The 15165-nt window shown below is 37.6% G+C and carries 14 protein-coding genes and 1 pseudogene; 13 read left to right on the top strand and 2 right to left on the bottom strand.

The features are described 5' to 3' along the window. Positions 1-590 (bottom strand): annotated as a pseudogene (locus tag B371_RS0108035) (hypothetical protein); the annotation flags it as partial. 268 nt (positions 591-858) lie between these two features. On the opposite strand from B371_RS0108035, the gene B371_RS0108030 reads away from it, so the two are divergent. From B371_RS0108030 to B371_RS0108020, 3 genes are all read left to right on the top strand, one after another. Further along, positions 859-2259, top strand: coding sequence for a hypothetical protein (locus B371_RS0108030; protein ID WP_019413795.1), 1401 nt, complete (start codon positions 859-861; stop codon positions 2257-2259). Positions 2260-2386: 127 nt separating this feature from the next. Next, on the top strand, positions 2387-2947 hold the full coding sequence (locus B371_RS0108025) for an SLOG family protein (RefSeq protein ID WP_019413794.1): 561 nt from the start codon (positions 2387-2389) through the stop codon (positions 2945-2947). Between the two features lie 180 nt (positions 2948-3127). Continuing rightward, positions 3128-5707: a DEAD/DEAH box helicase gene (locus B371_RS0108020; protein ID WP_019413793.1), complete on the top strand. Its 2580-nt coding sequence runs from the start codon at positions 3128-3130 to the stop codon at positions 5705-5707. 76 nt (positions 5708-5783) lie between these two features. Here B371_RS0108020 and B371_RS0108015 read toward each other — a convergent pair whose 3' ends face one another. Next, positions 5784-5963 carry a small acid-soluble spore protein H gene (locus B371_RS0108015; RefSeq protein ID WP_019413792.1) on the bottom strand — a complete coding sequence of 60 codons (180 nt, stop codon included), beginning with the start codon at positions 5961-5963 and terminating at the stop codon, positions 5784-5786. An 832-nt stretch (positions 5964-6795) separates the two neighbouring features. Between B371_RS0108015 and paaA the strand changes: the two genes are divergently transcribed. From paaA to B371_RS0107965, 10 genes are all read left to right on the top strand, one after another. Further along, positions 6796-7755 carry a 1,2-phenylacetyl-CoA epoxidase subunit PaaA gene (gene paaA, locus B371_RS0108010; protein ID WP_019413791.1) on the top strand — a complete coding sequence of 320 codons (960 nt, stop codon included), beginning with the start codon at positions 6796-6798 and terminating at the stop codon, positions 7753-7755. 19 nt (positions 7756-7774) lie between these two features. Continuing rightward, complete coding sequence (gene paaB, locus B371_RS0108005; protein WP_019413790.1) at positions 7775-8119, top strand: 1,2-phenylacetyl-CoA epoxidase subunit PaaB; 345 nt, start codon at positions 7775-7777, stop codon at positions 8117-8119. Next, positions 8116-8928: a 1,2-phenylacetyl-CoA epoxidase subunit PaaC gene (gene paaC / locus B371_RS0108000; protein WP_019413789.1), complete on the top strand. Its 813-nt coding sequence runs from the start codon at positions 8116-8118 to the stop codon at positions 8926-8928. The genes paaB and paaC overlap by 4 nt, the downstream gene beginning before the upstream one ends. Before the next feature lie 25 nt (positions 8929-8953). Further along, on the top strand, positions 8954-9454 hold the full coding sequence (gene paaD, locus B371_RS0107995; protein ID WP_019413788.1) for a 1,2-phenylacetyl-CoA epoxidase subunit PaaD: 501 nt from the start codon (positions 8954-8956) through the stop codon (positions 9452-9454). Positions 9455-9471: 17 nt separating this feature from the next. After that, complete coding sequence (locus B371_RS0107990) at positions 9472-9774, top strand: EthD family reductase (RefSeq protein WP_017378717.1); 303 nt, start codon at positions 9472-9474, stop codon at positions 9772-9774. Beyond that, complete coding sequence (locus tag B371_RS0107985; RefSeq protein ID WP_019413787.1) at positions 9774-10550, top strand: enoyl-CoA hydratase/isomerase family protein; 777 nt, start codon at positions 9774-9776, stop codon at positions 10548-10550. The genes B371_RS0107990 and B371_RS0107985 overlap by 1 nt, the downstream gene beginning before the upstream one ends. A gap of 12 nt (positions 10551-10562) precedes the next feature. Beyond that, complete coding sequence (locus tag B371_RS0107980; RefSeq protein ID WP_019413786.1) at positions 10563-11336, top strand: enoyl-CoA hydratase-related protein; 774 nt, start codon at positions 10563-10565, stop codon at positions 11334-11336. Between the two features lie 13 nt (positions 11337-11349). Beyond that, a complete protein-coding gene (locus tag B371_RS0107975; protein ID WP_019413785.1) occupies positions 11350-12867 on the top strand; it encodes an aldehyde dehydrogenase in 1518 nt (505 codons plus the stop codon). A 78-nt stretch (positions 12868-12945) separates the two neighbouring features. Further along, positions 12946-13818 (top strand): 3-hydroxyacyl-CoA dehydrogenase, encoded by an 873-nt coding sequence (locus B371_RS0107970; RefSeq protein WP_019413784.1) that lies wholly within the window; start codon positions 12946-12948, stop codon positions 13816-13818. Beyond that, positions 13815-15020 carry an acetyl-CoA C-acyltransferase gene (locus tag B371_RS0107965; protein WP_019413783.1) on the top strand — a complete coding sequence of 402 codons (1206 nt, stop codon included), beginning with the start codon at positions 13815-13817 and terminating at the stop codon, positions 15018-15020. The genes B371_RS0107970 and B371_RS0107965 overlap by 4 nt, the downstream gene beginning before the upstream one ends. Positions 15021-15165 lie beyond the last annotated feature (145 nt).

The raw sequence follows: 15165 nt of genomic DNA, 5'->3' as shown, positions 1-15165 counted from the left end.
AGATACGTGTCGTTCCGTTTGACATTTAGTTCGATGAACTGATTGCCGTACTTGATTTTGCGGTTTTTATAAACCCATCCCGTTCCATTGGTCTTGCCTTCAAAAGAGTCCATTTCGCCTTTCCGTTTAAAAAATACGCTATTGGCTTTTCCATACATCGTTTCTTTGAACGCATTCCAAGCTCGGGTGGCGGTTTTTTGGGCAACATTTGCGTTGACCTGATTTTCGAAATGCGAACGAATCGGATTCATGTACTGGTGGATGCTGAATTCAGACACTCCGAATTCTTTCCGAAGTACAGCGAACTTTCCGTTCACTTCTTCTTTCTCTAATTTGTAGAAGCTGATGGAAGCTTTGTTATTCTGTTTTTCCGCTCCTGCGAGTTTCTTGGAAATGGCACGGTACATACGAATGAGTTGTTTGTGGCGTTTCGTCCGCTTCATGCATTTTTCCCGCTTCAACAGTTCGCCCAAGCACGTATTATTGATCGCTCGATTGATTTCCAACTCGGTTTCAATTAGCTTTTCATCGCTCTCATCAGTATGCATCTTGACTTTCAGCACGAAAGTCGGGGATGTTTCCTTTGCCATTCCCAACACCTCTTTTCCTGAATATTTGACCTATTTTCAGTGTACCATAAAACGAACATACGTTCCACTCGGAGGCAGGAAGAATTGCATAAAAGTCTGTGATGAAAAGAGATTTAGTTAGTTTTAGTGTTCGAAAAGATAAAAGCATAGAATTACACTAAATTTTAAATTATCTTTACACCATTCTAAGATCACCTCATATTCTATAATACATCTGGAATGGCGGAAAACCATTCCAATGATACAACAATAGAAAGGTGCGGAAAAAATGGGCGTTGAGCTTACAGCGCTGCATTGGATTTATGTTGTTTTTATCTTTTCGATTATTGGTTTCATGGTTTTTAGACGTGATACGACAATTGTAAGTATTGTTGGTATTTTCTTAATAGCTATTACAGCAACTGGATCTTTAAGTGAATCAATTAGTAGCATCTTTACAAGTTTTATTTTTGCTATTACAGAATTACTCCCAACCATCCTTGTTATTTCTATTATCGTTGCAATGAGTAAGGTTTTAACAACAACTGGTATAAATGATGTCATGATTTCACCTTTTTCTAAACTAATTAGAACTCCAGCTTTAGCATACTGGACAATTGGAATTCTTATGATGGTCATTTCTTGGTTTTTCTGGCCATCTCCAGCGGTAGCATTAATGGGTGCTGTTTTACTTCCTGTAGCAATACGTGTAGGGTTACCAGCACTCGGGGTGGCTATGGCTATGAATTTATTTGGTCATGGTATCGCATTGTCTGGTGATTTTATTATTCAAGGAGCTCCTAAACTAACTGCAGATGCTGCAGGTCTTCCTGTTGGTGACGTGATTAGTGCAAGTATACCTCTTGTAATTGTGATGGGACTTGTGACAACAATAACAGCATTTTATTTTTTGAAACGTGATTTGAAATCCGGGAAACTAACGAATGAAACTGGTTTAGCGACAACACCTCACGCTGAACCAACACCACAACAATTACTATTACTATCTTCCAATCAAAAACGTTTCTTCTCGATATTTATCCCTATTGTTTTTGCAAGCGATGTAGTTGTAATGTCTTTACTTAATTTGCAGGGTGGTGATGCTACTGCATTAATAGGCGGTACATCTATTTTCATTCTTTTATTAATAACCATGGTCAGCCATCGTAATAAGGGGTTAGAACAAGCAACCAGTTACTTAATCGAAGGCTTTCAGTTTGGTTTCAAAGTCTTCGGTGCCGTTATTCCTATTGCTGCATTTTTTTATTTAGGTGACTCTGGATTCACAAAAATTATTGGAGACCTTTTACCTAAAAACTCTCTTGGCATCGTAAATGACCTTGGAGTAGCACTCGCATCATTAGTACCAATTAGTAAAGAAATAAGTGCAGTGACATTAACAGTGGTGGGTGCGATTACAGGATTAGATGGCTCTGGATTCTCAGGAATATCTCTCGTTGGTTCTGTAGCACAAATATTTGCAACAGCAATCGGTGCTGGGGCAGCAACACTAACAGCATTAGGACAAATAGCAGCTATCTGGGTTGGTGGCGGTACTTTAGTTCCCTGGGCTTTAATTCCTGCTGCTGCGATTTGTGGTGTCGATCCATTTGAACTTGCAAGAAGAAACTTATTCCCAGTGACAATTGGACTAATTGCCACAACAATTGTAGCGATGTTTTTAATTTAAATTATTAGTAATAATACTCTTGTTAAGTCAAGAGTATTATTCCTGTGAAGAATTCTAGCGCTATTCAATTGTCGTCTAATAAATGATAAACTAACGAGATATAAAGCCATTAATTCGGAGGATATCCATGATAAAAAGATTAGTAATTACGGGCTATAAACCACATGAAATTGGAGTGTTTGACAATAAACATCCTGGTGTTGCCATTATAAAAAAAGCATTAAAATTACATCTTCTCGTATTGCTAGAAGAAGAACTTGAATGGGTGATTTTAAGCGGACAATTAGGTGTCGAGACATGGGCTGCTGAATTGGTTATAGAATTAAAAGAAATGTATCCAAAACTTAAATATGCAATTATCACTCCATTCTTGGAGCAAGAAAAAAACTGGAACGAAACTAAAAAAGAAACATATCAAATGATTTGTGCTAAGGCTGATTTTCAAACAAGTGTCACCAGAAAGACTTACGAAGGGGCCTCGCAATTTATAGAAAAAAATAAGTTCATTATACGAAATTCAGATGGTTTGTTAATAATTTATGATGAGGAAAATGAAGGATCACCTAAGTTTATGAAAGAACTAGCCTTAAAATATGCAGAACGTAATAATTATCAAATAATTACGATATCTGCAGATGACTTACAGATGGTAGCTGAAGAAGAACAACAAAATCAATGGATTGATTGACCAATTAATGTATTATTATCAAATTCAATTAATGCCTCGGAACATAAATATACTGATGAAGTTTTGTTGGATAGATGTTAAGATCCAGGGAAAACTGTATAGAAAATATAGATGATGATTATTTGCGGTAGTCGCTTTATTACCCTATCTGACACCTCAATGTAAAAGGGGATTATTAAAATGAAATTGAAAGATATATACCCGATTGCAATCGAGACTACAAAACAAAAGGTTATTAAGGATGTTGAGCAATACTATGAAAAAAAAGAGCTACAACCAAACTTTGAAACTTACATTTCTGACAGGATAGCTTATATTGAACAAATTTGGTTAGATGTATGGATAAATATAGCTTCTAGAGATGTTAAAAAAGATGAGAAGAAGAATTTTTTAAAAGCCTTAGGAATTGATATTTCAGGGGAAACCCAAAAAAGAGTGAATAAAATGTTTCTCAAAGAAATAAAACACCACCATCCCTTTAATGTTCTTAATTGGCTCAAACAAAGCTTTACAGACTTTCAGCAAGATTGGGAACAGAGATACATTAAAGCAAGGCAAAAAAACTTAGAACAAACAGAATTTTTAAAATTAGGCGAAAATCGCTCTAAAGTTCAAGAAAAGCTTATACAGTTTTCTACCCATTTTTTTCAACAGAATTTCTTTTTAATCTACGTAAATGTCCGTAACCATATTGCACAGATGATAACAAATGATCTCCAAGTCAGACCAAAGTACCAATACCTGGAGCTTCATTTACTTGAAGAACGTTTAGAAAAGACAGGGTTATTTGTATCTACGGATTATTTAAAGATAACTGAATTCTTCGAAGAATTAACAGGCGATATTCACTCTCATGTTACCTGGGGGAGGAAACATTATGAGTACGAAACGTACTATTATCGTTATAAAAGGTTAGTGTTTGAATTTATTTTAAATTTAATATCTAAAATAATTATTGAAAATCTAAACGATGAAGTACAGCTTGAATATTGGAAAGCATTTAAGGAACAGCTGACTGTAAAACAACTTAACGAAATACTAACGAATAAATTGACTGATTTATCTGATGCTTGTTTTACAGAACTTCAAGAAGAATATCTTGCTGATTTATTGCAACTGATGAATACACCATTTAATGCAGTATTGCATCAAAAGATCTTTGAACAAGATAAAGTGAACAGAGAGAGAAGAAAAGATGAAGAACTTGCAAACCAATTACGTAAGATTGAAGAAGAAGAAAGAATTATAGACGATATTTTCGGCAAGGCCTATACTCCCACACTAGGAAGGAGCATGAAATATGTACTACATATTGGGGAAACAAATTCTGGAAAGACACATCAAGCACTCCAAAAATTGAAAAAAGCTGAAAGTGGTTTGTATCTTGCTCCTCTTAGACTTCTTGCGTTTGAAATTTACGATAAGCTAAATGCAGTTGGTATTCCTTGTTCACTAAAGACTGGAGAAGAGGAGAAACTAAAGAAAGATGCACGCCATGTTTCATCTACTGTCGAGATGTTTCATGAAAAAGATTATTATGAAGTAATTGTTATTGATGAATCTCAAATGATTGCCGATAAAGACCGTGGATTTTCATGGTATCAAGCAATTATGAAGGCGAATGCAAAAGAAGTACACATCATTGGAAGCCGAAATATTAAATTAATGCTTTATGAGCTTTTAGGTGAGTCTGATATTGAACTTCATGAATATAGGAGGGAAACTCCTCTAAAAGTCGAACCAATTGAATTCAGTCTGAAAAACACAAGAAAAGGGGATGCCATTGTCTGTTTTTCAAGAAAGAGAGTTCTTGAAACTGCCTCTTTTCTTCAACGGAATGGACATAGTGTCAGCGTGATTTATGGAAGTATGCCACCAGAGACAAGAAAGAAACAAATCGATCGCTTTAATGAAGGTGAAACATCTGTTGTCGTATCAACTGATGCCATTGGAATGGGCTTAAATCTTCCTATCCAACGCATTGTTTTCCTTGAAAACGAGAAATTTGATGGAACTCGAAGAAGAAGATTAAAATCTCAGGAAGTTAAACAAATTGCGGGCAGGGCAGGTAGAAAGGGGATATTTGAAGAAGGAAAGGTTGCATTTACTTCTGACATAAAAAGTATGCAGCAGTTGTTGGAGCAGGTAGACGAGCCAGTCCAGATATTTGCAATTGCACCAACAGCTGCTGTATTTGAACATTTCCAGAAATACTACAGGCATATGGGCTACTTTTTTGAATTATGGAAGAAATTCACTCCACCAAAGGGTACAAAAAAAGCATCTCTTTCTCAGGAGTTTCAGCTTTATGAACTGATTCAAAATACGGAAATAGAAACGCATTTTTCTCTTTTAGATTTATACGGCTTTCTCCACCTTCCATTCTCAGGGAAAGAAACTGGACTCGTACACCAATGGTTCAACACTTTAGAAGCTATTGCAGAGAGCAAAGAACTTCCAGAACCGTTCATTAAAACAAGAAATCTCGAAGAGCTAGAGTTTTCTTATAAAGCTATCGGTCTTCATCTCTTATTCTTATACCGATTGAACAGAAGAACTGAAGCAATTTATTGGGAACGTGTCCGTGCAGAAATTAGTGACGGGGTTCATGAATACTTAAAGAGTGAAGTTACCGATTATCAGAAAACATGCAAGAAATGCGGCAAGAACATGTCTAATAAATCTCGCTTTTTAACTTGTGATTCCTGTTACCACAAGAGCCGGAATACCCTGAAATACCCAAACGGATCCAAAAATTAAATACACTTAATTGTAAAAAACAAAAGCCCCTCTTATTAAAGAGAGGCTTTTGTTTTAAGTTTAAATTTCTTCTAAATCATTGTTCAATTAGTTTTTCTAATGAAACATCTAGTTCATTTTCTGGTTCACTTAGAGAATAAATTCTAGCTGTCCCATTGTTCTCATCTACATGTTGAATATAGATTGAAACATCATTATATATTACATCAGCCATAACTGGGGACGCAGCAATTTCTTGTGCTCTTTGAACATTCATATCAATAATCTCCTCTTATTAAGTCGTTGCTATTTAATCTGCTTTCCTATAGCTCACTTAATCCACAATAAAGTTTATGTTCCTTTATAAAGCAGACAAAGTAACAAGGTACCAATAAATATCTTTCCTGATATTTTCATCAGGAAAGTTGGTATACCCATTTACAATTTTTTTATGAATTTGGCTGTAGAATAACCTTTTATTGAATGTAGAAAAAAATAGGATTTATTGATATAGATCAAATTTTACAGTCTATTGAATTTTCCAAGATACCTTGCTCAGGTGAAGCAGTTAATCCTGATATCAGCAAGAGAGAAGAACAAGCATTCTGATCCAGCCAATTAAGATGATCCTCAAATAGTTGTTATAGTTAAGGAATTCAGATAACACTTTAGTACATATGCTTCCTATCCATCACAATGCAACCAACCATGCAACTTCGTATTTAAACTTAACAATAGTTAATAACAGTTAATAACAGTTAATAACAGTTATTAACTATTGTTAAAAGGAAAACATCTATTACTCACAACAAAGTAAATATACACTTTAAATACTAACGGACTTGATAAAAAAATAAACGGATGATTGATATGGCTAGATATACCATTATTGATCAGACAACGTGCATCGCCTGTGGAGCGAGTACCAGTTAGTTTTTAAAAAGTTCTAAATGTAAACAAATGAGGAATAATTAAATTTATCAGAACATTTGATTTATATATATTGATGTTATATACTGGTTTTGTATATAACTATTATATGTAACTCCGTTAAAATGTTGTTATATTAACTGGTAGAATTACATACATTAAATAAAGGGGGAACTTAAATGACGAGTTTACTCATTACAGCAGAAGAACAAGAGGAACAGTTAGCACACTTCATGCAGCGAATTGAAGCTGAAGATAAAATTGAGGCAGATGATTGGATGCCTGAAGAGTATAGACAGACATTGATTAAATTAATTTCCATGCATGGCATGAGCGAAATAATGGGGGCATTACCTGAGAAAGAATGGGTACCAAAAGCACCTACTCTTAATAGAAAGCTTGGCATTATGGCGAAGGTTCAGGATGAAATGGGTCATGGTCAACTTCTTCTTCGTGTAACCGAAGATTTATTATTGCCGTATGGCAAAAATCGCGGAGATTTAATGCAAGATTTATTCAACGGAGACTTGAAATTCCATAATGTTTTCCACATGGAAACAAAAACATGGGCAGATGCAGGAGTTATAGGCTGGTTGGTTGATGGAGCAGCTATCATTACACAAACAAATATGCTAAAAGCTTCATACGGACCATACGCCAGAGCACTGCAGCGTATTTGTGCAGAAGAAGTATTTCATGCTCAACACGGTGAATCAATTATCATGGCGTTAGCAGAAGGAACAAATGAGCAAAGAGCAATGGTCCAGGAGTCTTTAAATCGTTGGTGGGAACCTTTACTAATGTTCTTTGGACCGGCCAGTAAAGAAACGACGGGTTCATCTAAGCAAGACTTGACGATTAAATATAAGATCCGTACAAAAACAAATGAAGAATTTAGACAACTATTTTTTGACAAATACATTCCGCGAATATTATCACTAGGGTTAACGATTCCTGACCCAACTCTAAACTATGATGCAGAAAGTAATTTGTGGTCTTACAAACAGCCAGATTGGAATGAATTTAAGAAAATCATTAAAAACCAAGGGCCACGTTCACAAGAACGTCTGAACCTACGCCGTCATTCTTATGAATATAATTCATGGGTGCGAGAAGCACTAAGTGCGACAGTCAGATAGAGAAAGGAGTCGTAGAATAATGGCCGAAGAGAACTTTTATCAAGAATTCGAAATTTTTAGCAAGCGAACGCCGAGTTCAACATTCCAGTACCAATTCAGCCTACTTGCTCCAAATGAAGATATGGCATTTGTTTTGGCGCAGGAAAATTTCATGCGTCGTGAACCGGTTGCTGATATTTGGATTGTAAATAGAAAGAACATTAGAAAAATGAGTAGTGAAGAGAAAATGTCCCTCGGTAGGCTTGAAAATAAAGATTACCGCACGACCAAAGGATATGGCTACTTAAAGAAAAAGTGGCGCAAGTACGAACAAGAATTGTTGGATGAAAAAGAGATACTGTCATGGGGAGGTGAAAGAAAGTGAATAGTCATGAAAACTTAATGAGCCCTGAATATAAAGAAGCGATTAAGGACTTGTTATTGCAATTGGCGGACGATGACTTTATGTATTCCTACCGTGGTTCTGAATGGCTAGGACTCGCTCCCCATATTGAGGCAGACATCGCATCTTCTTCAATTAGTCAAGATAGCATGGGCCATGCAGCAATGTACTACAAGCTTCTTGAAGATTTAGGTGTTGGAGAAGCTAATGAACTTGCCCATTGCCGAGTGGCAAACGAAAGAAAAAACAGCATCTTGACTGAACGGGTTAATGGTGAAGGTTACTATATGGACACACCTCAATATGACTGGGCATATGCAGTTGTAAGAAGTTATTTTTACACACAGGCTAAAAAAATAAAAATTGACTCTTTATGTGAAAGTTCATACAGACCAGTTGCAGAAGCGGCAGTAAAAGTGAGAATGGAACTTTATTACCACAGACTACACTGGGAAACATGGTTTAAACAATTAATGAATTCAACGGAAGTAGCAAAAAAGAAAATGAACGATGCCATCACGCTCGTAATGGATGATTTTGGAGATGTATTCTCCTATGGCAACCAAAAGCAAGCGATTGAGACTAATAGACTAATAGGTACCGAGGAAGAATTAAAGGAAAATTGGAAAGAAAGCATTACACCAGTGTTTCTTGCGCTTCAAATGACAGTTCCGTTTATTCCAGAAAAACCCATTAAAAACGGGCGCAACGGAGAACATACGAAAGACTTGGATGAAGCACTTATCACACTTTCCGAAGTTTACAATCTTGATCCAGTTGCAGTCTGGTAATCAGTATACGGAAAGGGGGTTTGTAATGACTAAAATTGTAGAAGTTACTTCCGAGCTCGTATATCAAGTATTGATGAACGTAAAAGATCCTGAAATTGATTCTGTCAGCATTATTGACCTCGGTATGGTGGAAGAAGTCACCACACAAGGAAATAACGTAAAAGTAGTTCTGCTACCTACTTTCTTAGGATGCCCTGCACTAGAGATTATTAAATTAAATACGATGAATGCTCTCAAAGAATTGCCGGAAGTAGGCAATGTTGAAGTAGATTTTGTCTTCCATCCGCCATGGACTTCAGACCGTATTACAGAAAAAGGACATGTGAATTTGCGGGCGTTTGGAATCGCTCCACCACCTCGTCATTTTGAAGAAGACGGTTCTTGGCACGTAGATTGCGCATATTGTGGATCTACATATGTGACAATGGATAATATTTTCGGACCTACTGCATGCAGAAGTATTTTGTATTGTAAGAGTTGTAAAAACGTATTTGAAGCAATGAAACCTGTTTCTACACTAATGTAAAGTGAGGAGAATATAAAATGGCTAAATTAATCGCATTATATAAACACCCTGAAAACAAAGAGGAATTTGATAATCATTACTTTAATGTACACGGCCCCCTAACTGCGAAAATCCCTGGACTTCGTGAAATGAAAGTTACTAAAGTTACAGGATCTCCTATGGGTGGGGAAGGAAAATATTATCTTACATGTGAGATGACTTACGATAACTTGGAAGCATTGCAGCAAGGTTTACGCTCAGCTGAAGGAAAAGCTTCTGGCAAGGATTTGATGGGATTCGCAGGTAATCTAGTCACATTAATGATTGGTGAAGATGCTTAATGAGCAACTTTGATTTCATTGAAACTTACTTTAAGGGAAGCACTGCTGTTATTGAACTTAATCGACCACGTCAGTTAAATTCTTTGAATACGAAAATGATAAGTGAAATAGTTGTTGCAATGGAAGCATTTGATCGTAACGAAACTGTCCGTGTCATCGTACTGAGTGGAAAAGGTCGATCCTTTTCAGCGGGAGCAGACATCGATGAAATGACTGAAGCGAATCCAATCAGTCTGGAATTATTGAATCAATTTGCTGAATGGGATCGTTTAGCACTTATTAAAAAGCCAATCATTGGCGCGGTTCATGGGTTTGTTTTCGGTGGTGGATTTGAGCTTGCTCTTTGCTGTGATGTACTAATATCAGCAAGTAATACCGAATTTGCATTTCCAGAAGTGGGTCTAGGTGTCATGCCTGGTGCAGGTGGTACACAAAGACTGACTAAACTAGCTGGTCGTACGAAAGCGTTGGAATGGCTTTGGACAGGAGAGCGTATTTCAGCGGAAACGGCTCTCAAACACGGAGTCATCAATAAGATTGTGTACCCAGAACTTTTAATGGAGGAAGCGATGAAGTTTGCAAATAAACTTGCAAAACAACCACCTCTATCACTGCGCCTTATTAAAGATTCGGTAAATAAAGCAGTAGATTCTTCTTTATATGAAGGAATGCAATATGAACGAAAAAACTTCTATCTGTTGTTCGCAACTCAAGATCAAAAAGAAGGCATGAATGCTTTTATTGAAAAAAGAAAGCCGGATTATCAAGGGAAGTAAGGAGGTATTTGAATGTTTGAGACAATTCGTTATGATGTCAAAGACGGAATTGCGTGGCTTTATTTAAATAGACCTACCAAACTGAATGCATTTATCGCACAAATGAACCGTGAAGTTAAAGAAGCAATCAAAGCTGCCTCGAGTGATGACCAAGTTCGCTGCGTTGTTATTTCAGGTGAAGGACGGGCATTTTGTTCAGGACAGGATTTATCAGAAGTCGATGAAAATATGGATCATGGCCAAGTATTAAGAGACCATTACGGTCCAATGATTATGCAAATTAGAAAATGTGAAAAACCAATTGTCGGAGCAATTAACGGTGTTGCAGCTGGGGCAGGATTCAGTCTTGCACTTGCATGTGATTTCAGGCTTGTATCGGAACGCGCTAGTTTTTTAAACGCTTTCGTACATGTTGGTCTCATACCGGATTCTGGTAATCTCTATTATTTAACACAGTTAGTCGGACAGGCTAAAGCAGCAGAACTATCTATTTTGGGAGAAAAAGTATCTGCGGCTGATGCAGTGGATATGGGGCTGGCAAATCGACTAATTTCAGTGGAAACATGGGAAGAAGATGTTAATGCATTTGCAACACGCCTAGCTTCATTACCAACAAAAGCAATCGGGTTAATCAAACGTTCATTGAAAGCGGTTACAGAACTTTCTTTTGAAGATTATCTTGAGCAAGAAGCACAAGGACAGCGAATAGCAGGCTTAACAAACGATCACCGCGAAGGTATCAATGCATTTATGGGAAAAAGAAAACCTGTTTATTCAGGTCAATAGGGAGAGTAATGAAATGACAATCATTAAAGAAAATAAAATGGAGCAAGAATCGACGAAACGCGACTTTTATCATTTAATTATTAATGGAGAAAAAGTAAAAAGCAGTACAGGTGAAACGATTAAAACATATAACCCAGCAACTGGTGAACTGATTGCTGAAGTCGCAAAAGCATCAAAAGAAGATGCAAATAATGCAGTAGCAGCGGCTCGTGAATCGTTTGATAACGGTAAATGGAAGAAGTATCCGATTGGCAAACGTGCACAAGTCTTGAATAAAATCGCTGCTATTATGCGTACTCGTTTTAATGAGATAGTTGAATTGGAAATACTAGATACTGGTAAATCTCTTCATGCAGCACAGGGCCAAGTCACTCAAGCAATTGAAGATTTCGAGTTTTATGCAGGCGCAATCGTTGGACACCGTGGAACTGTAAACAACGTACCTGGTCAATTTCACAACTACACTGAAAAAGAGCCAGTAGGCGTTTGCGCTCAAATTATTCCATGGAACTACCCACTGATGATGGCTGCTTGGAAAGTTGCACCTGCTATTGCTGTAGGATGTTCTGTTATTGTTAAACCGGCATCTCTTACTCCCTTAACAGCTATTATTTTGGGAGAAATTTGCCTTGAAGCGGGTGTTCCCGCAGGCGTAGTAAACATTATTCCAGGTTCTGGCTCTGATGTAGGGAACTATTTAGTTGAACATCCCAAAGTGGATAAAGTAGCATTCACAGGTTCAACTCCCATAGGAAAAGACATCATGGGCAAAGCTTCTCAAACGTTAAAACGAGTCACACTTGAACTAGGTGGTAAATCACCAAGTCTCGTATTTGAAGATGCAGATATCGATGCTGCAGTTGATGGCTCTTTATTTGGAATTTTCTATAACTCGGGACAATCATGTGAAGCTCGTTCACGGTTATACGTCCATGAAGATATTTATGATGAATTTATGAGCAAGTTTGTAGAAAAAACTAAAAAATTACAGTTAGGCAACCCATTTGATAAAGCAACACATATGGGTGCAATTATAGATCAAGGTCAACTTGATACAATTGAAGGGTATGTTCAATCCGCTAAGAAAGAAGGAGCAGAAATCCTCGCCGGAGGTAATGTTGCAAAACCTGAAGGGTATGAAAATGGATTCTGGTATGAGCCGACAATTATCGCAAACGTTAATCATGACATGTCAATTGTTAAAGAAGAAATCTTCGGACCAGTAGTCGTTGTTATGAAGTTTAAAGATGAAAAAGAAGCAATTCGATTGGCAAACGATACAGAGTTTGGCTTAGGTTCAGCTGTTTGGTCAAAAGATGGGGCACGTGCTACACGTGTTGCAAATCAGATACAAGCAGGAATCGTCATGATAAACTGTCCATTTTCTGCATTTCCTGGAACGCCATTCGGTGGTTATAAGCAATCTGGATTCGGGCGCGAGTTGTGTATTGAAACACTAGATCTCTACTCAGAAACGAAAAGCATTCTATCATACTACGGTAGCCGTCCTTTGAATCCATTTGGACTGTAATAAATAAATGAAGTTACGGACAGGGTTTTCTATAACCTTTGTCCGTATTCTTTCATTATTATAAGGAGGAGTGGAATAATGATTAAACATATCGTTGTTGTTGGTTCAGGAGTGATGGGCAGAGGAATAGCATATGTCGGTGCAGTTGGTGGGTACGCTATGACAGTTGTTGACATCAATGAATCTGCATTGCAAAATGCAAAGCAAGAAATTGACAATATTTTTGAAAAGGGTCTTTCACGTGGAAAGATTTCATTAGATCAGGTCAAACAAGCTCGTCAGAATTTAAGTTATGAAAGCGACTTACCAAAAGCAGCTTTGAACGCCGACTTAATTATTGAAGCTGTTCCTGAAATAATGGCTATAAAAAAGCAAGTGATGGAAACAATTGAAGAACATGCATCTTCTCATTGTTATTTTGCAACAAATACATCAACGATGAGCCCTACAGAAATTGCTTCTTTTGGTAAACGACCAGAAAAAACTATAGCAATGCATTTTTTTAATCCTGTACATAAAATGCCTCTTGTAGAAATCGTGCGCGGCTTGGAAACAAGCGATGAGACAGCCCAAAGGATTAGAGAAGTAGCCGAGAAAATGGGCAAAGAAACGGTTGTTATTAACGAATTTCCAGGATTCGTCACAAGCCGTATAAGTGCGCTTGTTGGTAACGAAGCCTTTTACATGCTCCAAGAAGGGCTAGGAACGCCAGAAGAAATAGATAAAGCAGTTAAGTTAGGCTTAAATTATCCAATGGGGCCATTTGAACTTGGCGATCTCGTCGGACTCGACACACGTTTAAATAATTTGAGATATTTGCATGAAAAGCTTGGAGAAAAGTATCGTCCTGCGCCACTTCTAGAACAATATGTAAAAGCTGGACGTCTAGGACGAAAAAGCGGCAAAGGTGTATACGACTATACAATAGTAGAGGAGTTGGTTACGAAATGATAGATGTCGTTATAGTAGATGCCGTTCGTACACCCATCGGAAGATATAATGGTGCGTTAAAAGATGTGCGACCCGATGACTTAGGTGCTGTCGTTATTAAGGCTCTTGTCGAACGTAATCCCAACCTTTTGACAGAGAAAATTGAGGAAGTTGTATTTGGAAATGTTAATCAGGCTGGCGAAGACAATCGTAACGTGGCGAGAATGTCGGCGTTGCTAGCAGGGCTCCCTGTTGAAGTGGCAGGCACCACTATTAACCGCCTTTGTGGATCAGGACTCGATGCTGTTATGTATGCTGCAAGGGCAATTGCAGTAGGCGATGGAGATGTATACATTGCCGGTGGGACAGAAAGTATGACGCGTGCACCATTCGTCATGGCTAAGCCCGATAAAGAGTTTCCACGAGGCACTATGGAACTTCAAGATACAACAATCGGCTGGCGTTTTATTAATAAAAGGCTGAAAGAAATGTACGGAACAGATTCGATGCCTCAAACAGCAGAAACTGTTGCACAGCGGTATAATATAACCCGAGAAAAACAAGATTCATTTGCTTACATTAGCCAACAACGTGCAAAAAAAGCGCAGGAAGAAAATCGTTTTGCTGAAGAAATCGTACCAGTAGTCTATACAGACCGCAAAGGTAATAAAATTTCGGTGATTCTAGACGAACATCCACGTCCGGATACGACTCTTGAAAAACTTTCTAAGCTGAAACCAATATTTGAAGGTGGCACAGTTACAGCAGGCAATGCTTCAGGTGTTAATGACGGTGCGTCCGCATTGCTACTTATGAGTGCAAAAAAAGCGAAAGAACTAAACCTTAAGCCACTAGCAAGATATGTTGCAGGAGCTACAGCGGGGCTAGAACCAAACGTTATGGGATTAGGTCCAATTTTCGCTTCAAGAAAAGCACTTCAGCGAGCGGGGCTCACAACCAATGACATCGGACTCGTTGAACTAAATGAAGCCTTCGCTTCACAGTCACTAGAATGTATACGACAATTAGAATTAGACGACAAAATAGTAAATGTAAATGGTGGAGCAATAGCGTTTGGGCACCCTCTTGGGGCTAGTGGGGCACGGATATTAACAACACTTCTATATGAAATGAAAAAACAAAATGTTAAATACGGGCTAGCAACGATGTGTATTGGAGTTGGTCAAGGAATTGCTACAATTGTAGAGAATGTAAACGAATAATCAATTTTATATAGACTGTCCCTCAAGCGCAGATATTTTTAAAGAAGTATTGCGGCATGAGTAGGACAGTTTTTTCATTCGTAAAGGAGATAACATAATGACAACTATTTTATATAGAAAGCCACTAGCGTTGCATTAAAATAAA

The organism is Paenisporosarcina sp. TG20 (assembly GCF_000286315.1).
Classification (GTDB): domain Bacteria; phylum Bacillota; class Bacilli; order Bacillales_A; family Planococcaceae; genus Paenisporosarcina.
The sequence above is the reverse complement of the archived record's forward strand: the minus strand, read 5'-3'. Positions and strand labels throughout refer to the sequence as shown.